This window comes from Nonomuraea sp. H19, from assembly GCF_052068215.1.
Taxonomy (GTDB): Bacteria; Actinomycetota; Actinomycetes; order Streptosporangiales; family Streptosporangiaceae; genus Nonomuraea.
Window position 1 is genome coordinate 632,325 of the sequence record NZ_JBQHCV010000001.1, and the last position, 20,187, is coordinate 652,511.

At 70.9% G+C, this 20,187-nt stretch carries 20 protein-coding genes; 14 read left to right on the forward strand and 6 right to left on the reverse strand.

The genetic code is table 11. The features are described 5' to 3' along the window. Nucleotides 1-4: 4 nt before the first annotated feature. Both ACTMTI_RS02905 and ACTMTI_RS02910 read left to right on the forward strand, forming a co-directional pair. Complete coding sequence (locus tag ACTMTI_RS02905; protein WP_441118003.1) at nt 5-814, forward strand: ATP-binding cassette domain-containing protein; 810 nt, start codon at nt 5-7, stop codon at nt 812-814. Further along, the gene (locus ACTMTI_RS02910) at nt 811-1,995 is read left to right on the forward strand and encodes an MFS transporter (RefSeq protein ID WP_441118004.1); all 1,185 of its coding nucleotides are present in this window, start codon (nt 811-813) and stop codon (nt 1,993-1,995) included. The genes ACTMTI_RS02905 and ACTMTI_RS02910 overlap by 4 nt, the downstream gene beginning before the upstream one ends. On the opposite strand, the gene ACTMTI_RS02915 is transcribed toward ACTMTI_RS02910, so the two are convergent. Further along, nucleotides 1,985-2,428, reverse strand: a complete 444-nt coding sequence (locus ACTMTI_RS02915) for a PPC domain-containing DNA-binding protein (RefSeq protein WP_441118005.1) — start codon at nt 2,426-2,428, stop codon at nt 1,985-1,987. The two genes, ACTMTI_RS02910 and ACTMTI_RS02915, sit on opposite strands and share 11 nt — an antisense overlap. Nucleotides 2,429-2,580: 152 nt before the next feature. On the opposite strand from ACTMTI_RS02915, the gene ACTMTI_RS02920 reads away from it, so the two are divergent. Further along, complete coding sequence (locus ACTMTI_RS02920; RefSeq protein WP_441118006.1) at nt 2,581-2,994, forward strand: SPW repeat protein; 414 nt, start codon at nt 2,581-2,583, stop codon at nt 2,992-2,994. Nucleotides 2,995-3,032: 38 nt separating this feature from the next. Here ACTMTI_RS02920 and ACTMTI_RS02925 read toward each other — a convergent pair whose 3' ends face one another. From ACTMTI_RS02925 to ACTMTI_RS02935, 3 genes are read right to left on the reverse strand one after another with little or no spacing between them, the layout of a single operon-like run. Next, nucleotides 3,033-3,692, reverse strand: coding sequence for a protein-L-isoaspartate(D-aspartate) O-methyltransferase (locus ACTMTI_RS02925; RefSeq protein ID WP_441118007.1), 660 nt, complete (start codon nt 3,690-3,692; stop codon nt 3,033-3,035). A 6-nt stretch (nt 3,693-3,698) separates the two neighbouring features. After that, nucleotides 3,699-4,676: a ribose-phosphate diphosphokinase gene (locus ACTMTI_RS02930; protein WP_441118008.1), complete on the reverse strand. Its 978-nt coding sequence runs from the start codon at nt 4,674-4,676 to the stop codon at nt 3,699-3,701. 37 nt (nt 4,677-4,713) lie between these two features. After that, nucleotides 4,714-5,901 (reverse strand): SRPBCC family protein, encoded by a 1,188-nt coding sequence (locus tag ACTMTI_RS02935; RefSeq protein WP_441118009.1) that lies wholly within the window; start codon nt 5,899-5,901, stop codon nt 4,714-4,716. A 136-nt stretch (nt 5,902-6,037) separates the two neighbouring features. On the opposite strand from ACTMTI_RS02935, the gene ACTMTI_RS02940 reads away from it, so the two are divergent. Together ACTMTI_RS02940 and polX are read left to right on the forward strand one after the other, a co-directional pair. After that, nucleotides 6,038-7,960, forward strand: coding sequence for an aconitate hydratase (locus ACTMTI_RS02940; protein WP_441118010.1), 1,923 nt, complete (start codon nt 6,038-6,040; stop codon nt 7,958-7,960). A gap of 30 nt (nt 7,961-7,990) precedes the next feature. Then, a complete protein-coding gene (gene polX, locus ACTMTI_RS02945) occupies nt 7,991-9,742 on the forward strand; it encodes a DNA polymerase/3'-5' exonuclease PolX (RefSeq protein ID WP_441118011.1) in 1,752 nt (583 codons plus the stop codon). A 73-nt stretch (nt 9,743-9,815) separates the two neighbouring features. Here polX and ACTMTI_RS02950 read toward each other — a convergent pair whose 3' ends face one another. Continuing rightward, entirely contained in the window at nt 9,816-10,343 is a 528-nt protein-coding gene (locus ACTMTI_RS02950; RefSeq protein WP_441118012.1) for an ArsR/SmtB family transcription factor, read from the reverse strand. Nucleotides 10,344-10,620: 277 nt separating this feature from the next. Between ACTMTI_RS02950 and ACTMTI_RS02955 the strand changes: the two genes are divergently transcribed. From ACTMTI_RS02955 to ACTMTI_RS02985, 7 genes are all read left to right on the forward strand, one after another. Continuing rightward, nucleotides 10,621-11,580: a hypothetical protein gene (locus ACTMTI_RS02955; RefSeq protein ID WP_441118013.1), complete on the forward strand. Its 960-nt coding sequence runs from the start codon at nt 10,621-10,623 to the stop codon at nt 11,578-11,580. 88 nt (nt 11,581-11,668) lie between these two features. Next, nucleotides 11,669-11,944 carry a nuclear transport factor 2 family protein gene (locus tag ACTMTI_RS02960; protein WP_441118014.1) on the forward strand — a complete coding sequence of 92 codons (276 nt, stop codon included), beginning with the start codon at nt 11,669-11,671 and terminating at the stop codon, nt 11,942-11,944. Then, nucleotides 11,944-12,573 carry a DUF1579 family protein gene (locus ACTMTI_RS02965; protein ID WP_441118015.1) on the forward strand — a complete coding sequence of 210 codons (630 nt, stop codon included), beginning with the start codon at nt 11,944-11,946 and terminating at the stop codon, nt 12,571-12,573. Before ACTMTI_RS02960 ends, ACTMTI_RS02965 begins: the two co-directional genes overlap by 1 nt. A 173-nt stretch (nt 12,574-12,746) precedes the next feature. After that, nucleotides 12,747-13,958, forward strand: a complete 1,212-nt coding sequence (locus ACTMTI_RS02970; protein WP_441118016.1) for a cytochrome P450 — start codon at nt 12,747-12,749, stop codon at nt 13,956-13,958. Next, nucleotides 13,952-14,611, forward strand: a complete 660-nt coding sequence (locus ACTMTI_RS02975) for a TetR/AcrR family transcriptional regulator (protein ID WP_441118017.1) — start codon at nt 13,952-13,954, stop codon at nt 14,609-14,611. The genes ACTMTI_RS02970 and ACTMTI_RS02975 overlap by 7 nt, the downstream gene beginning before the upstream one ends. Nucleotides 14,612-14,629: 18 nt before the next feature. Beyond that, entirely contained in the window at nt 14,630-14,830 is a 201-nt protein-coding gene (locus ACTMTI_RS02980) for a ferredoxin (RefSeq protein WP_441118018.1), read from the forward strand. Beyond that, nucleotides 14,827-16,002 carry an NAD(P)/FAD-dependent oxidoreductase gene (locus ACTMTI_RS02985; RefSeq protein WP_441118019.1) on the forward strand — a complete coding sequence of 392 codons (1,176 nt, stop codon included), beginning with the start codon at nt 14,827-14,829 and terminating at the stop codon, nt 16,000-16,002. The genes ACTMTI_RS02980 and ACTMTI_RS02985 overlap by 4 nt, the downstream gene beginning before the upstream one ends. Nucleotides 16,003-16,069: 67 nt before the next feature. Here ACTMTI_RS02985 and ACTMTI_RS02990 read toward each other — a convergent pair whose 3' ends face one another. After that, on the reverse strand, nt 16,070-16,960 hold the full coding sequence (locus ACTMTI_RS02990; protein WP_441118020.1) for a LysR family transcriptional regulator: 891 nt from the start codon (nt 16,958-16,960) through the stop codon (nt 16,070-16,072). A gap of 210 nt (nt 16,961-17,170) precedes the next feature. On the opposite strand from ACTMTI_RS02990, the gene ACTMTI_RS02995 reads away from it, so the two are divergent. Both ACTMTI_RS02995 and ACTMTI_RS03000 read left to right on the forward strand, forming a co-directional pair. Further along, nucleotides 17,171-18,664, forward strand: a complete 1,494-nt coding sequence (locus tag ACTMTI_RS02995) for an MFS transporter (RefSeq protein WP_441118021.1) — start codon at nt 17,171-17,173, stop codon at nt 18,662-18,664. Between the two features lie 29 nt (nt 18,665-18,693). Continuing rightward, entirely contained in the window at nt 18,694-20,151 is a 1,458-nt protein-coding gene (locus ACTMTI_RS03000; protein ID WP_441118022.1) for a serine hydrolase domain-containing protein, read from the forward strand. The last annotated feature ends 36 nt before the right edge of the window (nt 20,152-20,187 follow it).

Here is a 20,187-nt window from a genome sequence, read left to right on the forward strand (position 1 = left end):
CCGTATGACGCCGTCCGAGACGCCCGCGATGGCGCCGCCCCTGCTGGAGGTGCGTGACCTCACCGTGCGCTACCCGTCGCGGGGCCGCCGCACCCCGCCCGTTCTCGCGGTCGACCGCGTCTCCTTCACGCTGCCCGCCGGTGAGACCCTCGCCCTGGTCGGCGAGTCGGGCTCGGGGAAGTCCAGCATCGCCGCCGCCGTCCTCATGCTGCGCAGGCCCGAGAGCGGCTCGGTGCGCTTCGAGGGCCGGGAGCTCACCGGACTCGGCGAAAAGGCCATGCGCCCGTTGCGGCCCGCGCTGCAGCCCGTCTTCCAGGACCCCTACGGCTCGCTCAGCCCGCGCAGGCGTGTGTACGACGCGATCGCCGAGCCGCTGCGCGTCCAGGGACGATGGGATCCGGTGGCCGGACCGGCCCGGGTGGGCGAGCTGCTCGACCTCGTGCGCCTGGACGCCTCGCTGGCCCGGCGCAGGCCGTACGAGTTGTCCGGCGGCCAGTGCCAGCGCGTCGGCATCGCCCGCGCCCTGGCCGGCGGCCCCCGGCTGCTCGTCCTCGACGAGCCCGTGTCCGCGCTCGATCCGTCCGTACGGGCCGGGATCGTCAACCTCCTCGCCGACCTGCGGGACGAGCTGGGACTCGGCCAGTTGTTCATCGGCCACGACCTGGCCCTCGTCCGGCACGTGGCACATCAGGTCGCGGTGCTGCGCCACGGCCGGATCGTCGAGACCGGCCCGGTCCACCAGGTGTGGGACGCGCCCGCGCACGCTTACACCCGCGAGCTGCTCGCCGCCGTACCGGACCTGGGCGCCGTGTGATCGCGGCAGGCCTGCCCGCGCTGCCCCGGCTGCTCATCACCACCCAGTTCGCCTTCAACCTGGGCTTCTTCGCCGTCCTGCCCTACCTGTCCGCCCACCTGACCGGCGCGCTGGCGCTGGCGGGCTGGCTCGTCGGGCTGATCCTGGGGTTGCGGACCTTCAGCCAGCAGGGGCTGTTCGTGATCGGCGGCGCGCTCACCGACCGGTTCGGGCCACGGCCGGTGGTGCTGGCGGGCTGCCTGCTGCGGGTGGCGGGGTTCGGCTGGCTCGGGTTCGCGCAGAGCACGTGGGCGGTCGTCGCGGCCGTGCTGCTGGTCGGGTTCGCCGCCGCGCTGTTCTCGCCCGCGGTCGAATCGGAGATCGCGCGGCAGGCGGTGACGCACGAGCGGGCCACCGGCGTCGCCCGTACCAAGGTCCTGGGGCTGTTCAACGCCGCCGGGCAGGCCGGGGCGCTGATCGGCCCAGTGCTCGGCGCGGCCCTGCTCGACCTGGGGTTTCGCGCGGCGTGCCTGGCGGGTGCCGCGGTGTTCGTCCTGGTGCTGCTGGGGCACCTGGTGCTCATGCCATCGAGACCACCCGCCCCCGTGAGCACGGTGGGCCGGGGACTGGGGGAGATCGCGCGTAACAGGCGGTTCCTGGCGCTGTGCGCGGCCTACGGCAGCTACCTGCTCCTGTACAACCAGCTCTATCTCGCGCTGCCCGCCGAGATCGAACGGGCCACGGGCACCCAGGGTGCGCTCGGCTGGCTGTTCGCGCTCTCCTCGGCGCTGGTCGTGGCCGGGCAGATCCCGCTGTCCTCGTGGGCCGCGCGCCGGCTGTCCCTGCGCCGGGCGTTGCTGACCGGCCTGGGACTGATGGCCGCCGGCGCGGCGGCCGCCGGGCTGCTGCTCCCCGTGCGCGCCGCCGGTGGGCTGCTGCCGTCGCTGGCCTTCGTCGTGCTGCTGACCGCCGGGCAGATGCTCGTGGTCCCCGCGGCGCGGGCGTGGCTGCCGGACCTGGCCGGCGAGCGCCGGCTGGGCCTCTACACCGGCGCCATGTCCTCCCTGTCCGGGCTGCTGGTCCTGGCCGGAAGCGCTCCGCTCGGCGCCCTCTTCGACGCCGAAGGGCCGCTGCCGTGGCTCGTCCTCGCCGCCGTCGCCCTGGCGGGCGCGCTGTGCGTACCCAGGCGCGTCACCTGCTGAGGTCGATGAGCGCCAGGCCGGTGTGCGGATCGTGGCGGCGCCGCAGATGCCGGGGCGTCTGGGTGACGATCACCTCCAGGGTGGGCCACACCTCCCCGGAGAGCAGGTGGCCGCCGCGCGCGGCGCCGTCGGCCTGCCCGACCACCACATGGGCGTGCAGTTGCGGCCGCGTGCCGTCCTCGGTCATGGTGAAGTCACCCACCAGGGCCAGCACCTCGGTCTGCTCGTCGACCGGGATCCTGCGGTAGTCCAGTTCGGACGGGTCGTAGAAGCCCAGGGTGACCCGTCGGAAGCCGCCGATGCCGGTCAGCCGCGCCGACCGGATGCCGACCTCGTCGGCCCACGCGGTCAGCCCGTCCACCACCTCGTCGCCGTCGTCGAGGACCACGACGTACGTCTGCTCGTCAAGGGTGGAAAGTCGCATGGCACGCATGACGGGACCCTGCCCATGGAGGGGACAACCAGGCATGCGTATCCGGTGAGTTATCCGCAAACGCCCTCGCCGGTATGCGTTCGCCCAGGTCGGGTAGTAGACCCCCGAACGACGGGAGAAGGTCCCGTCACCGAGGGGGAGGTGGTGTCACGATGACCCGCGAAATGGAGCGGCATCCCGACATCATCCGCATGCGAGAAAGGTACGAGATAGCCGCGGCCAACCCCGCGGTCCAGATCGCGGACGGGCTGACCCTGCTGGCGGGGCTCTTCCTGGCGCTGTCGCCGTGGATCGTGGGATTCACCGGCATATCTTCGCTCACCGTCAACAACCTCGTCACCGGGATAGCCGTGGCGCTGCTGGCGCTGGGCTTCAGCTCAGCCTTCGGCCGCACCTACGGCATCGCCTGGACCGCGCCTCTTATCGGCGTCTGGACCATCGTGGCTCCCTGGCTGATCCGGGGTGAGGCGGACACCACCACGACGATCTACACCAACGTGATCGTCGGCGCCATCATCACCATTCTCGGCCTGGTCACGCTGGGTATGGGGGCACGGCGGCGGTAAGGCCAGTGACCGGGCCGGGCCCCGGGCCGGCCCGGTCATCACAAGCAGGTGGAGCGGTGCGGTGGTTCGTCGCCGCCTTTGGCGTGTTTGCCGACCAACGGGACGAATTGGGCGGGGGCCACCCGCCGCTGTTGTATCAGGCGGCCCTGCCGCTTGGTGAACAGCGTGACGATGTCGGCTATCGTCCCCGAAATGGGCATGACCAGCCGGCCGCCCTCAGTGAGCTGCTCGGCCAGCGGCTCGGGCACCTCCGCAGCCGCGGCGGAGACCACGACGGCGTCGAAGGGCGCGTGGCCGGGCAGGCCGGCGGTGCCGTCGCCGACCACCACCTCGGCATTGGTCACGTCCACCGCCGCCAGGTTGGCCCGGGCGTGTTCGGCCAGGTCGGCATAGCGCTCCATGGAATAGACGCGGCGGGCCAGCCGCGCCAGCAGGGCGGTCTGGTAGCCGTACCCGGTGCCGATCTCCAGGATGGTCTCCGTGCCCGTCAGCCGTAGGGCGTCGATCATCTGGGCGACCAGGGACGGCTGTGAGGTGGGCTGGCCATGGCCGATCGGGATCGGCTGGTCGAGCTGGGCGCGCGAGATCGAGCGCGGCGGCACGAACCGGTCACGCGGCGTGGCGGCGAAGGCGGCCAGCAGGCGGGGATCGGTCATCCCCATCTCCCTGATGACCTCCACCAATGTCGCGCGCGGCATCGCCGGTCAGCCCTCGCCCTCGAACAGGCTGGTCACCGACCCCTGCAGGAAAACCTCGCTGATGGCCCGGGCCAGCACCGGAGCGATGGACAGCACGACCAGCTTGCCGGAGGGGAGACGCGCGGGCGTGGGCAGCGTGTTGGTGATGACGAGCTGGGCCAGGCCGGCCTTCTCCAGCCGCTCGACCGCGTCTCCGGAGAACACCCCGTGGGTGGCGGCCGCGATGACCTGGGTGGCGCCCCGGCTGGTGAGGGCCTCGGCGGCCCGTACGATGGTGCCGCCGGTGTCGATCATGTCATCGATGATCACGCAGGTGCGCCCGGCCACCTCGCCCACCACCTCGTGCACGCTCACCTCGTTGGGCCGTGCGGTGTCCCGCCGCTTGTGGATGATCGCCAGCGGGCAGCCGAGCCGGTCGGTCCACCCCTCGGCCACGCGGACCCGGCCGGCGTCCGGCGCCACCACGGTCAGGCGTTCCGTGTCCACGTTCCGGGTGACGTGCTCGGCGAGCAAGGGGAGCGCCTGCAGGTGGTCGACGGGGCCGTCGAAGAAGCCCTGGATCTGCGCAGTGTGCAGATCGACGGCCATGAGCCGGTCGGCCCCGGCGGCGGCGAACAGGTCGGCCATCAGCCGGGCCGAGATCGGCTCGCGGCCGCGGTGCTTCTTGTCCTGGCGGGCGTACCCGAAGAACGGCGCCACCACGGTGATGCGCCGCGCGGAGGCGCGCTTGAGCGCGTCGACCATGATGAGCTGCTCCATGATCCAGGTGTTGATCGGGCTGGTGTGGCACTGGATCACGAACGCGTCCGAGCCGCGGACGGACTCGGCGAACCGGACGTAGATCTCACCGTTGGCGAAGTCGCGCAGCTCGGTCGGGGTGATCTCGATCCGCAGCTCGCGGGCCACCTCGTGGGCGAGATGGGGGTACGCGCGACCGGAGAAGAGCATCAGCTTCTTCTCGCCGGCTTGCTTGATCCCCGTCACGAGCTCCCCCCGCTCAGCCGCCGGGACCCCTCGCGGGTTATCCGCCCATGGCGGGCTGCCGCTGTTCCTCGATGTACGACTTCAGCCGCAGCAGGTCCTCCCTGAGCTTGGTCCCGGGGTCAGCGCCCAGCAGCCGCGCGACGGCGTGCCCGGTGGCGCCCGCCACGGGGTTGTAGGTCAGCTGCACCTGCACCCGCGTCTTGCCGCCTTCCTCGGGCGCCAGCCGTACTTCCCCGGTGTGGGCGATCAGCTGGCCCTCGATGGACTTCCAGGCGATGTGGCTGCCTTCCTGGCGGCTGGTCTCGACGGCGTCGAACCGGATGGGCCGGCCCGCGGGGCCGCGGATCTCCCAGTGCGACAGCCGGCCATCAGTGGCTCGCCGGACCTCGCGGACATCGGGCATGATCCTGGCGAAGATGGAGTAATCACTCACTAGTGGCCAGATGCGCTCAGGAGGCGCCGCGACCGAGACCGCGCGGGTGACGTCGACGGCGCGGCGGCCTGCGTTGATGCCCGTCAGCCTGCGCAGCGGCAGGTTCGTGGCGGCGCGCGCGCCGAGCACGAACCCCGCGCCACGCAGCGGCCAGGAGATCACCCGGGGAAGCCGGCGGCTGAAGATCCACATCGCGGCGGCGCCCGTACCGGCCAGGAATCTGACCGACGGCGCCCAATGCTGCTGGAGCAGCTCGGGAACGGGCTGCCGGGCGCGGGCCAGGCCCTGGAACCGCGGCACCTCCGACGGGTCCCGGTGGACGCGCCACTTGACCTCGACGCGTTTGACCCCGGGGATGCGGCGAACCGCCCGCACCGCGCGCCGGTCCTCGCCGGTGAGCACGTCGCCGTGCAGCCGCGCCACTCGGTCCTCGACCTTCACCTCCACGGCATGCGGGTGGGCCAGGTAGCGGCCGATCTGGGCGCGTACGCGCTCGTACAGGATGCGGTCGTCCGCGAAGCGGCCGGTCACCCGGAAGCGGGTCCCGGCGGCCACCCCACGGGTGCGGTTGTTCAGGTCCCGGCTCAGGCGGCCGAGTCCGTACGACAGCTCGTGCGTGGCATGCGAGGCCCGGTCGCGTACCTTCGCCCGGCGGCTCCGGCCCCGATCCGGATCGAACAAGTACTCCACGGCGGCGCCCACAGCGGCGCCGACACCCGCGACGGCCGCGGTTCTCGCCCGCGTACTGCCTGCCTCTACCGGTGTTTGAGAGTCGCTCTGACGTGTGCGCATGACACCCACACTCCTCTTCCCCTCGCCTACCAGCGCGGCTACCCCAGCCCATGGGCCGCTAACAGCTCGGCCGGCGGGTTTGGGGGCAGGCCGCCCGGGTAGTCGCGAGCCGCCGGAAGGGGAGGTGGAGCGCCCTGTGAACCTGACCCAGAAGCTGATCAGCGCCCACCTGGTCAGCGGCGAGATGCGGCCCGGCGAGGAGATCGGCCTGCGCGTCGACCAGGCGCTGATCCAGGACGCCACGGGGACGATGGTGATGCTGGAGCTGGAGGCGCTGGGCCTGGACCGGGTACGCACCGAGGTGGCGGCCCAGTACGTCGACCACAACCTGCTGCAATCCGACGAGCGCAACATGGCCGATCACCTCTTCCTGCGCTCGGCCTGCCGGCGGTTCGGCATCTGGTATTCCCCGCCCGGCAACGGCGTCTCCCACCCCACCCACATGCAGCACTTCGGCGTGCCGGGCAAGACGCTGGCCGGGGCCGACTCCCACACCTGCGCCGCCGGCTCCCTGGGCATGCTGGCGATCGGCGTGGGCGGCCTGGAGGTGGCGATGGCCATGGCCGGGCAGCCGCTGTTCGTGACCATGCCGCGGGTCTGGGGCATCCGGTTGACGGGTGCGTTGCCGGACTGGGTGAGCGCCAAGGACGTCATCCTCGAGCTACTGCGCCGCCACGGGGTGGCGGGCGGCGTCAACAAGATCATTGAGTATCACGGTCCCGCGCTGCGCACGCTGAGCGCGATGGACCGGCACGTGATCGCCAACATGGGCGCCGAGCTGGGCGCCACCACCTCGGTCTTCCCCTCCGACGAGCGGGTCCTGGAGTTCCTCGACGCACAGGACCGCGCAGCCGATCACGTCGAGCTGGCCGCCGACCCGGACGCCGGCTACGACCTCCACGACGAGATCGACCTGTCGCGGCTGGAGCCGCTGATCGCCCGGCCGGGCTCGCCGGGCGACGTGATCCCGGTGCGCCAGGCGGCGGGCGAGCCGGTCCACCAGGTCGTGGTGGGCTCGTCGGCCAACCCGGGCCTGCGCGACTTCGCCGTGGTGGCGGAGGCGCTGCGCGGCCGGCAGGTGCACCCGCAGCTGTCATTGGAGATCAACCCGACCTCGCGGCAGATCCTGGCCGACCTCACCAAGAGCGGCGCCATCACCGCGCTGGTCGAGGCCGGCGCCCGCATCCACCAGACCGGCTGCCTGGGCTGCATCGGAATGGGCCAGGCCCCCGCCATCGGCCGCAACAGCCTGCGTACGTTCCCGCGCAACTTCCCCGGCCGCTCCGGCACCCGCGACGACCTGGTCTGGCTCTGCTCGCCCGAGACCGCCGCCGCGGCCGCGCTGACCGGCGTCATCACCGACCCGCGCGATCTCGGCCGGGACCATCCGCAGGTACGGCCGCCGCGTCCGGTCAGCGCCACCACCGCCCTGCTCCAGCGGCCTTTGCCGATCGAACAGGCCCGCGAGGTCGCCCTGGTCAAGGCCCCGAGCATCGGAGCGCTGCCCGAGCTGGATCCGCTGCCCGACTCGCTCACCCTGCCGGTTCTGCTCAAGGTGGGCGACGACGTCTCCACCGACGAGATCATGCCCGCGGGCGCCCGCGCGCTGCCGTACCGCAGCAACATCGCGGCACTGGCCGACTTCGCCTTCGGCCAGATCGACGACACCTACCCGGAACGTGCCCGCGCCGCGGGGCCGCACGCCATCGTCGGCGGGCGCAACTACGGCCAGGGCTCCTCGCGCGAGCACGCCGCGATCGTCCCCCGCCACCTCGGGCTCCGGGTCGTCATCGCCAAGTCCTTCGCCCGCATCCACTGGCAGAACCTGGCCAACTTCGGCGTGCTGGCGCTGGAATTCACCGACGAAGCCGGCTACGACCGGCTCAACCAGGGCGACGAGGTGCGCCTGGACGGGCTGCGCGAGGCGGTGGAGAACGGGAGCGAGATCAGCTGCGGCGGCGTGCTCCTCCGGCACCGTCTGTCCGCCCGCCAGCGTGCCATGGTCCTGGCCGGTGGCTGGATTCCCCAGGTCAGGATAGAGGCCGATATTTCGGGATAGGAGGGTGCGGGAGGGAGGCGACGATGCGTCATGGCTCGCACCAACGACGACGTGGCCGCCGTGCTGGAGGAGTACGCCGACCTGCTGGCCATCACCGGCGGTGAGGATTTCAAGATCCGCGTCTACCAGAAGGCGGCCCGCTCCATCGGCGCCCACCTGGCGGACATCGCCGGCTACGACGCCGACGAGCTGCGGCAGATCCCCAACGTGGGGGAGTCGATCGCCAAGAAGGTGGCCGAATATCTGCGTTCCGGCACCATGGCGCAGCTCGAGGAGCTCCGCGTCCGCATCCCCGCCGGGGTCCGCGCGCTGACCCGCATTCCCGCGCTGGGGCCCAAGCGGGCGATGGTGCTGCATCAGCGCCTGGGCGTGGACTCCCCGGAGAGCCTGGAATCGGCGATCCACGCCGGCGCCCTGCGAGGCCTGCCGGGGTTCGGCGCCAAGACCGAGGAGAACCTGCTGCACGGCATCGCCCTGCTGCGTGACGCCGCCGAGCGGGTCCACCTGGGAGTGGCCATGCCGCTGGCCGAGGACATCGTGACGGTGCTCAGGGCGGTGGGAGGCTGCCGGCGGTGCGGGTACGCCGGTTCGCTGCGCCGGATGAAGGACACCATCGGCGACATCGACATCCTGGCCACCTCCAACCGGCCGAAGGCGCTCATGTCCGCCTTCGTCGATCTTCCTCAGGTGACCGAGGTGATCGTGCACGGCGACAAGAAGACCTCGGTCAGGACCAGCCACGGGCTCCAGGTGGACCTGCGCGTGGTGCCGCCGGACGCGTGGGGCGCGGCCATGCAGTACTTCACCGGCGCCAAGGCGCACAACATCCGCACCCGCGAGATCGCCGTACACCGCAAGCTCAAACTGTCGGAGTACGGCCTGTTCGACGCCGTCACCGAAGAGCTGATCGTCTCCAAGACCGAGGAGGAGGTCTACCACCGGCTCGGCCTGCCGTGGATCCCCCCGACGCTGCGCGAGGACATCGGCGAGATCGAGGCCGCGCTGGCCGGAGAGCTGCCCGATCTGGTCACCGAGGACGACGTGCGCGGCGACCTGCACACCCACACCAAGCTCACCGACGGCCTCGCGTCGCTGGAGGAGATGGTCGCCGCCGCGGCCGAGCGCGGGTACGCGTACTACGCCGTCACCGACCACGGGCCCAAGCTCTACATGCAGCAGATGACGCTGGACAAAGCCCTCGCGCAACGCGAGCGGGTGCGCGAGCTGGACGGCACGAACGGGCTCCGGCTGCTGCACGGCATCGAGCTCAACATCGACGCCGACGGCGACGTGGACTGGCCGCCCGACGTGCTGGCCGGCTTCGACGTGTGCGTCGCCTCCGTGCATTCGTACTTCGACCTGCCGCGGGACCAGACGACCAGGCGGCTGGTACGCGCCGCCGAGCACCCGTGCGTCAACATCATCGGCCATCCCAGTGCCCGGCTGATCGGCCGCCGCCCGCCGATCGACGCCGACTGGGACCGGGTCTTCCGCGCCTGCGCCCGCTCCGGGACCGCGCTGGAGATCAACGCCTTCCCCGACCGCCTCGACCTGGCCGCCGAGCTCATCCGGCGGGCCCGGCGGTACGGGGTGAAGTTCGCCGTCGACAGCGACTCCCACGCGGTCGGCCACCTGGCCAACCTCCGCTACGGCATCGGCACGGCGCAACGCGGCTGGCTCAGCGCCGAAGACGTGATCAACACCTGGCCGCTGGACCGGCTCACCGCCTTCCTGCGGAAGCAGGAGGCGGTCACGGCTTCCGGCCGCGTGTCAGGAAGATGATCCCCGCCATGAGCGCGGCCAATGTCATCGCGTCGAGGAAGAACATCCGAGCCGGGAAAGGGGCCTGCTCAGGCTACTCACCCAATGGCAGGACGGGAATGTCGGCCCGGTAGAGGCTGAGCAGCAGCCCGTAGGGTTCGGCGCCGGAGTCGACGGCCGCGTGCTTCTCGTGAACGAAGGAGGCGAGCCGCGCGGCCAGCGCGCGGGCCTCGTCAGGGGTGAGCCACAGGTGCTGCAACGCGGTGTGTTCTGCATTTCCGGGACGGGAGGACAGCATCTCCGCCAGAGCGGCGCGGAGGAGGAACTCGGCTCCGACACCGGCGTGCTCGTCCAGCGTGAAGGCCTTCCTGGCCAGCGCGAAGCACTGCTCGGTGCCGCCACGCACTTGCCGGGTGTCCGTCAGGCGGACCAGACCGGCCTCGCGGAGGACGCGTACGTGATAACCAATCGTGCCTTTGGTCGACCCGAGCGCCGCCGTGAGCTCGCTCATAGTGGCGGGGCGCTGGCGCAGCACGTTGACCATGCGGTGGCGCAACGGGTGCCCGAGCGCCCTGAACTGCGCAGATGTGTGCAGCACCAGAGGCTCCTGCTCGTCTTCCATGACTTAAGTGTCTAGAAACTTCGACGCTTTGACAAACCACGCGGAGCGACCGCAAACTGGCCTGCGCAAAAGCGTCTAAAAGGCTCGACACTTACCCGACGAGAAGGATCTCGCATGCCCCTTTCCACCGCCCACGTAGCAACACGGCTCGGGCACGGGTGTCCCTGCCGCTCGCAGCTCTAGAGCGCCAAGCAGCACAATCAGCGGCACACCGGACGCCGCGCCGAACCGGCACACGCGGACGTCGCCGAATGCAGTGCCCGCAGGGAAGCAGCTGATGTGCTCAGCACGAGACCTGGGAGTGATGATGAGCCTGGCCAGCCTCGGGCTGACCGCCGAACAGGAACGCCTCTACCGCTACCTGCTGCGCAGGCCGCACACCGATCTGGATGCGGCCGGCGTCGATCTCGGCATGGCCGACGTGCGCGGCGTGGCCGCCGAGCTGCGCGCGCTGACACTGGTGGACGGGGCGCTGATCGCGGTCACCCCGGCCACGGCCGTGGACCTGCTCGTGCGGCGGCGGGTGGAGCAGACCCAGCGGCAGCTCACGGAGCTGACCGTCGCCTGGGACGTGCTCAAGGAACTGGCCGAGGAGCATCGCAGCGGTCGGCCCGTGCAGATGGTCGAGCACCTGGCGGACGGGCCGACCGTGACCCGGCGCATGTACGCGATGCTGGCCGACGATCCCCGCGAGTTCGTGCACATGAAGGCGCGCGCACTGTACGGCGGAACCGAGTACGCCGCCGCTCCGTTCAAGGGCTTCCTGGCTGCCGGTCTGCGCAGCCGTACCCTGTTCTCGGCGTGCGCTCTGGAGGATCCCGAACAGGAGCCGTACGCGCGATTCTGGGGCACGCTGGGGGACCTGCACCGGGTCACCACCGAGCCGTTCCGGCACCTGGCCGTCGTCAACCGGTCGGTCGTGTTCGTCCAGGCCGACCCCGTCGACCCGAAGGCGGGCGCGCTGCAGATCCGCCAACCCGGCGCGGTGGCGATGCTGTCGGAGGTCTTCGAGGGCATGTGGGCACGCGCCCGTGACCTGGACGACCTGCCGCTGTCTCCCACTGAACAGCGGGTGCTGCATGCGCTGACCTGCCATGACACCGACGAGGCCGCCGCCCGGGCGCTCAACGTCTCGGTCCGCAAGTTCCGTGCCCACGTCGCCGATCTGATGTCCCGCCTCGATGCGAGCACCCGCTTCCAGGCCGCCTTGCTGGCCAAGGAGCGCGGCTGGCTGTGACGCCCCCGGCGGCGTGCAGGATCATGCAGCCACCTGTGCAACCTCTTCGACTGCCGCGCCCAGTACGCGGGCCGACATCCTGGGCCGCATGGATCGTTTGGATGTCATCGACACCTGCGCGCGCATGGCCTGGCACGCCGACCAGCGCGAGTGGGACCGCCTCGCCGGCGTCTTCGCCGACGAGGTGAGGCTGGACTACACCAGCCTCAACGGGGGAGAACCGGTCAGCCTCACCCCGGAACAGATCGTGGACGCCTGGAAGGCCGTGCTCGGCGGCTTCGAGGCCACCCAGCATCTGCTGGGCAACCACCTGGTCACCATCGACGGCGACACCACCGCCGCCCACTTCGGGAGACACCTGTGATGACCGTCAAGCCGATCGCCCTGTCCCTGGCGGCGGTACTCGCCCTCGCCGGGCTGACCGGCACCGCCGAGGCCGGTACAGCCCCCGCCGCAACGGTGGCCGTCGCGCCCGACGACGTGTTGCAGCCGGGCTCCTACCACCGCCTGCTGGAGCCCCTGGTCGGCACCTGGAAGGCCACCAAGTACAACTACGTGCTGGGCGAGGGCGGCAAGCCCATCGTCTCGCGCGGCATCACGATCAAGGTGCGCTGGCTGGCCAAGACCGGCAAGCGCTACCTGCAGGAGACCTCCGAGGGGACCCTCGGCGGCCGGCCGTACTACCGAATCGGCGTGCTCGGCTTCTCCAACATCGACAAGCGCTACGAATGGACCACCTTCGACAACGTCACCCCCCAGGCGATGACCTACCGGGGCGAGGCGATGTGGGGCCCGTCCTCAGTGCTCTCGATCCCCGGCGAGTTCACCGATCCGGGCGTGCTCGGCCCCGAGTTCGCCGGCCAGACCATCCCGATGCGCACAGTGATCAGGATCAGCTCGAAGGACCGGCACACCTTCGACCTGTACTTCACTCCGCCAGGACAGCCAGAGCGCCTGGTGGACAGAGTCGTCTACACACGCAAGATCAACTAACCGATCCGAGAAGGCATGTCAGCGTCCCATGCCCCGCCTCGCTGGGGTTGTCGCGTCGGCCCTGGCCGGAACGGGGAGTAAGCTCTCCGTAAGATTAAATCAGGTGCTTGACTTAATACTGGCGCCCTCGATTTACTGAGGGCGAACGCACAGGTCAGTCAAGGAGGTCCCCGGTGAGCCAAGGCGACAGTCAGCAGCTGCTCAGCTACCCGATTCCCAGCGAGGCAGCCCTGGAGCCGCCCGCGGAATGGACGCGACTGCGGCAGCAGTGCCCCGTGGCGCGGGTGAAGCTGGCCAGCGGTGACGAGGCATCGCTGCTGACCCGATACGAGGACGTCAAGCAGGTGCTGTCCGACCCGCGCTTCACCCGGACCGCCGCGGACGCGGCACAGGTCTCGGAGACGGGGGCCGGGGTCTTCGACTCCGAGATGGCGATGCTGATCCCGCAGTCCGGCGAGGCGCACCAGCGGTGGCGGCGCATGATCAGCAAGTGGTTCACGGCCAAGCGGATGGCCGTCCTCCGGCCCGGGATCGAGGCGACGGCCGAGCAGCTCATCGACGACATGGTCAAGAGCGGCCAGCCGGCGGATCTCAAGGCGAGCCTGGGCTTCCCGCTGCCGGTGTGGGTGATCTGCGACATGCTCGGGGTCCCGGAATCCGATCGGGACAAGTTCTCCTACTGGTCCGACGCGCTGCTCAACATGACGCGATACACCAAGGAGGAGACGGAGGCCGCGCAGGCCGAGTTCGTCACCTACATGATGGGCCACGTCGCCGCCAAGCGCGCCCAGCCGGCCGATGACCTGCTCAGCGAGATCATCAGGAACAGCGACGCCGAGGGCGGCCAGTGGTCGGACGGTGAACTGATGGCCACGGGCATGGGCCTGCTGATCGCCGGGCACGAGACCACCGCGAACATGATCGGGAAGATGGTCGGCATGCTCCTGGCCGACCGGCGGCGCTGGGAGCAGCTCCTGGCGGATCGATCGCTGATCCGCCCCGCGGTGGAGGAGGCGCTCCGGTTCGACGCCAACTCCGGCTTCGGCATGACGCGCTACATCAGCGAGGACGCCGAGATCGCCGGCACCGTGGTCCCCAGCGGCACGACCGTGGTGTGCAGCATGGCAGCGGCCAACCGCGACGAGAGCGCCTTCGACGGCGCCGACGACATGAACCTGGGCCGCACCCCGAATCCGCATCTGGCCTTCGGCGCCGGGGCCCATTCGTGTGTGGGGCAGGCGCTGGCCCGTACCGAGCTGCAGGTCGTGCTGGAGGTGCTGCTGCGCAAGCTGCCCTCCTTGGAGCTCGCCGTTCCGGCCGGGGAACTGCACCGGGTCGAGGGACTCATCGTCGGCGGGCTCCGCGAGGTCCCGGTGCGGTGGTGACCGTGGCGGGCAGGACCGCGCGGGCCGAGCGCGTCAGCGCGACACGGGAGCAGATCCTGACGGCGGCCGAGCGGCTGTTCGCCGAGCACGGGGTGTACGCCGTGTCGAACCGCCAGGTCAGCGAGGCCGCAGGTCAGGGCAACAATGCCGCGGTCGGCTACCACTTCGGCACCAAAGCCGACCTGGCACGGGCGATCGTGCGCAAGCACGCCGAGCCGGTCGAGCGCGCACGCGAGCGGATGCTGGCCGAGATCGGCGACTCCACGGACGTGCGGGACTTGGTGGCCTGCGTGATCCGCCCGAGCACGGAGCACCTTGCGGCCCTGGGCAACCCCACCTGGTACGCCCGGTTCGCCGCCCAGGTGCTGACCGACCCGACGCTCCGCGGGATCATGATCGACGAGGCGCTCAACTCGCCCACGCTGCGGGAGATCATCGACCGGCTGAACCGAGGCCTTCCCGAGCTGCCGCCCGAAGTGCGGACCGAGCGCTCTCACATGGCGAGCCAGCTGATGCTGCACATGTGCGCCGAGCGCGAGCGCGCCCTCGCCGACGGCCTGCCCACCCCCCGGTCGAGCTGGCACGACGTCGCGACCGGGCTGATCGACGCCATCGTCGGAATATGGCTCGCGCCGGTCACGACGACAACCTGAACAAGAGAGGAAGCCCTCATGAAAGTGATCGTGGACGAGGACAAGTGCTGCGGTGCCGGCCAGTGCGTGCTGCTCGCGCCTGAGGTGTTCGACCAGCGAGAAGACGACGGGATCGTGATCCTGCTCGACGCCGAGCCGGCCGAGCCGCTGCACGCGACGGTCCGCGAGGCCGCCGCCGTCTGCCCCGGGGCCGCGATCGAGCTGAGCGAGAACGCGTGAGCGTTCTGGTGGTCGGTGCCTCCGCTGCCGGGCTGGCAACCGCGGAGGCGCTGCGACGCAAGGGCTACCAGGGCGGTCTGACCGTCCTGGGCGCCGAGCCGCACCTGCCCTATGACCGGCCGCCGATGTCCAAGCAGGTCCTTTCCGGCGCCTGGGACCCCGAACGGGCACGGCTGCGTCCGGAGCCGGTCCTGTCGGCGTTGGACGCGGAGTTCGTCCTCGGCGATGCGGCCGTCGGGCTGGACGCGGAGCTGCGTACCGTCCACACCGCGTCCGGGCGCGCCCTGCGCGCCGACACCGTCGTCATCGCCACGGGGCTGCGGCCCCGCACGCTTCCCGGGCAGGCCGGACTGGCCGGGGTGCACGTGCTGCGCACCCTGGACGACGCGCTGGCGCTGCGGGCGGAGCTGCGGGAATCGGCGCGGCTCGTGGTCGTCGGTGAGGGGGTGCTCGGGGCGGAGATCGCCGCCACCGCGCGGGGCATGGGCCTGGAGGTCACCATGGCCGGCCCGCAACCGGCGCCGCTGGCCGCCCAGCTCGGACCGCAGGTCGCGGGACTGCTCGCCGGCCTGCACACCGAGCGCGGGGTGGGCCTGCGACTCGGTTCCGGGGTCAGCGGGCTGGCAGGCGAGCATGGCCGGGTCACGGGCGTGCGCCTCGACACCGGCGAGGTGCTGCCCGCCGACGTGGTCGTGGTGGCGATCGGGGCCGACCCGGCGACCGAATGGCTGGCGGGCAGCGGCCTGCGGGTGGACAACGGACTGGTGTGCGACTCCCGCTGCCGCGCGGCCGAAGGGATCTACGCGGCCGGCGACGTGGCCCGCTGGCATCACGACCACCTCGGTGACCTGGTCCGGCTGGAGAACCGGACCAACGCCACCGAACAGGCCGGCGTCGTGGCGGCCAACATCCTCGGCGCCGACCAGCCCTACCGCCCCGTGCCGTACTTCTGGACCGACCAGTTCGACGCCAAGATCCAGGTGTACGGGACGCCGTACGCGGACGCCGAGGTGTCCGTCGTGGACGGGGACCTGGCCGAGCGCCGCTTCGTCGCCCTCTACCGCCGGGGCGGCACGATCACCGGCGTGCTCGGCTGGAACATGCCCAAACAGACCCGCCTGCGCCGGCAGCAGGTGGTCGACGCGCTGCTCGATCTCGCGCCGGCGGTGTGATCGAGCGTAGCTCCAGCGGATCGGCGGCCCAGTGTCGTGCGGCGGGCCGCCGATTCCGGTCTCCGGTTCAGAGAGACGCGGGGCCGAGGTCGCGGATGACCTGGACCAGGGCGCGGATGAGCGCGGTTTCCGCGTCGGTGCGCCAGACCAGCGCCCATCTCAGCCACGGGGCGTCGTGGATGGGCAAATAGACGATGTCGGGGCGGGCGTGGTAGCGGGTGGCGTGGGCGGCCAGGTTGTGTACGGCTTCGCCGGCGCCGACGAGCGTGAGGATGTCGTCCAGGTTCGAGATGACCGGGCCGCGCTCGATGGCGCGTCCGCTGGGGGTCTGGAAGGGCGTGAAGGCGTCCTCGAAGTATTCAGGCTGGACGATGTCGGTACGCATGACGCCGTGGTCCCCCAATGCCTCGAGGGAGACCGACCCGCGGCCGGCCAGCGTGTGGCCGGGATATACGACCATCACCCTGGGCTCCGTGAAGATCACCGGCCCGACGGTCAGGTCCGGCTCCTCCACCGGCAGCCAGGAGACCAGGGCGTCGACCTCCCCGTTCCGGAGCCGCTCGAACGGGTTGACGAACGGATTGTGCCGGATCCGAAGCCCCCACGCCGGATGGCGGGACCGGAACTCCTCCCAGAACGGGCGCAGGTCGTAGGCGTTGCTGGGCAGCATGCCGATGCGTAACACGTCGGTCTTGCCCTGCGCCGCCATCCTGGCACGGTCCATGCTGTCGCGCAGGCCCCGGTAGACCAGCCGCAGGTCCTGGTAGAGCTGCTCGCCGACCGGGGTGAGCCGGACGTTGCGGCTGTTGCGCTCGAACAGCTGGGCGCCGACCGTGCGTTCCTGCTTCTTGATCGCCTGGCTCACGCGTGCCGTCGTCACGTGCAGCCGGTCGGCTGTCCTGCCGAAGTGGAGCTCCTCCGCCAAGGTCAAAAAGATCTCGATGTCACGCAGCTCCATCCCGCCCCCGATCGTGAACCTCTGTGTTAACCGACGTTGCGGCATCCGCCGTTGTTCGCGGCCCCTCCAAGGCGAATGCTTGATCTTGCCGCCGGAGCCGGAGCCGGAGCCGGAGCCGGACCCGGACCCGGTGATCGGCATATCGGAACGAAGTCTGACATGGGCGCGCCCGCAGCGCCCGCCCATGCGCACACTCATGAGGGGTTCTTCATGCAAGCACGTGACCCACGCCGCTGGCTCATCCTGATCGTGTTATGTCTCAGCCTGCTCGTGCTGGTCATCGACAACATGGTGCTGACCGTGGCGATCCCGCCGCTCGCCGCCGACCTCGGCGCCGACGCCCAGGACACACAGTGGATCCTGGACTCGTACATCCTGGTGTTCGCCGGCCTGTTGCTGACCGCCGGCAGCCTGTCGGACCGGTTCGGCCGCAGAAAGGTCATGATCGTCGGCTTGGCGTTGTTCGGCGCCGCCTCGCTCGCGGCCGCCTTCGCCGCCGATCCGGCCCAGTTGATCGCCGCCCGCGCCGTGATGGGCGTCGGCGGTGCGCTGGTCATGCCGAGCACGCTGTCCATCCTCATCACGGTCTTCAGCGCGGAGGAGCGGCGCAAGGCGATGGCGGCCTGGAGCGCGGTCGCCATGGTCGGCCTGGTCGGCGGGCCCGTTCTCGGCGGCGTGCTGATCGCCTGGTTCTGGTGGGGGTCGGTGTTCCTGATCAACGTACCGATCGCCGCACTGGCGATCGTCGCGGCACTCGTCCTCATGCCGGAGTCGAAAGGGCCGTCGAGCAGGCCGGATCCGCTGGGCGCGATCCTCTCGGTGTCCGGCATGACCGCGCTGGTCTGGACGATCATCGAGCTGCCGCACGGGCTGTCCTGGCCCGGGCTGGCCACCGCCGTGGCCGCCCTGGCCGGGTTCGTGATCTGGGAGCTGCGTACGGCGCATCCGATGGTCCCACTCGGCCTGTTCCGCAACCGCGTCTTCAGCGGCGGCAGCTTCTCCCTCACCCTGGTCCAGATCGGCAACGGCGGCCTGATGCTGGTCCTCACCCAATACCTGCAGTACGTCCTCGGCTATACGCCCACGCAGGCAGGACTGGCCTTCATCCCGATGGCGGTCGCCTCCCTGTCCTTCAACACGCTGGGGGCCGCCTTCGGCGCGCGGCTCGGCAACCGGACCCTGATCGTCATCGGGCTCACCGTGATGGCCGCGGGCTTCGGCCTGCTCGCCGCCGTCTCTCCCGCGTACGGCATCCTCCTGCCCGCCGCGGGCCTGTCCCTGCTCGGCGCGGGTGGCGGCCTGGCCATGCCCGCGGCCGTCTCCGCGCTGATGGGCACCGTCCCCGCCGAACACGCCGGTGCCGGCTCCGCGCTCAACGACACCATCCAGCAGCTCGGCGCCGCCCTCGGCATCGCCGTGCTGGGCAGCGTCCTGTCCGGCGCCTACACCGCCGCCATGCCCGCGACCGCGTCCGACGCGGCCCGGCGCTCGATCGCGGACGGTGTCACCGCCGGGGACATCACGATTGCGCAGGCCGCCCGTGAGGCCTTCACTGCGGCGATGTCCTCGGTCTTCGTGATCAGCGCCGCCGGGGTGCTGCTGGCGGCCCTCCTGGCCGCCTTCATACTGCGCGGCCACAAGACCGATCCGGTACGGCGGGACGCGGCAACCCCGCAAGAGCCCGCCCTGGCCGGACACCGCTGAACACTCAACCTCTTACCTAAGGAGAAAACATGTCGACGACCGTGGACTGGAACGAGCAGGGCGACTGGACGGCGGTGGGCGACTGGGGCGCCTGGAGCTCTCAGGGCCACAAAGTGGATGTCGCGCGCTGGCAGGCGCGGCTGGACGAGCTGCGTGCCGTCCACCACGTGCCCGGCGCGGCGCTGGCGATCCTGGCCGATGGAGAGATCCACGAGCTGGCCAGCGGGGTGCTGCACCGGGGCACCGGGGTGGAGGTGACGCCGGATTCGGTGTTCCTGTCGGGGTCGGTCGCCAAGGTCTACACCGCCACGCTGGTGATGCGGCTGGCCGACATGGGCCTGCTGGACTTGGACGCGCCGGTGGTGGAGGTGTTGCCGGAGTTCGGCACGCCGGATCCGGAGGCGACCAGGGCGATCACGATCCGGCAGCTGCTCAGCCACACGGGCGGGGTGACCAACGACTTCACCTACGACGCGGGGCGGGGCGATGACTGCCTGGCGAAATACGTGGCGGCGGCCCGGTCGGTGGCGCTGGACTGCCCGCCGGGCACCGCGGTCTCCTACGGCAGCCTGGGCTATGTGGTGCTGGGCCGGGTGGTGGAGGTGCTCACCGGCCTGACGTGGGACCAGGCGCTCAAGGATCTGCTGTTCGCGCCGCTCGGGCTGGAACGCTCGATGACGCTGCCGGAGGAGGCGCTGCGCTTCCGGGTGGCGATGAGCCACCTGGGCGAGCCCGGCCAGGACCCGGACCCGGCGCCGGCCTGGGACCTGATGTCGCGCTCCGCCGGCCCGTACGGCAGGGTCATCGTCTCGGCCGGGGACATGGTCCGCTTCGCCCGGCTGCACCTGGACGGCGGCACCGCCCCCGACGGCAGCCGCCTGCTGTCGGCCGAGGCCGTGGCGGCGATGCAGCGGCGCGAGGCGGACGTGCCGGACAAGTGGACGGTCAGCGCCGATGGCTGGGGGCTGGGCTGGACGCTGTACGACTGGGACGGCATCGCCGGCTGCGGCCATGACGGCGCCGCGATCGGCCAGTACGCCTACTTGCGGGTGGTCCCGCAGGCGGGGGTGGCGATCGCGCTGATGACCAACGGCGGCAGCGCCCGCCTGCTGTACGCCGACCTGTTCCGCGAGCTGCTGGCCGAACTGGCGGGTGTGCGCATGCCCGAACCGTTCGCCCCGGCCGCCGAGCCGCCGCAGATCGACCTCACGCCACTGCTGGGCACGTACAAGCGGGAAGGCGTCGTCATCACCGTCACCCGGAAGGACGACGGCGGCGCGCACATGCGCTACGAGTTCGTCGACGGCATGAAGGACCTGTCTCCGCCTCTGGACATGGACCTGGAGCCGGTGTCGGACACGGTGTTCGCCGCCTCCGGCGCCGGCCCGTCCTTCAGCGAGGACTACATGCCCGTGGTGTTCTCCACGCTGTCCAACGGGGTCCCGTGCGTGTACGTCGGCATGCGCGCCACCCCCAAGGTCGCCTGACCGTCGTTCAGCCGCAGCGTGAGGCGGAAGCGCCGG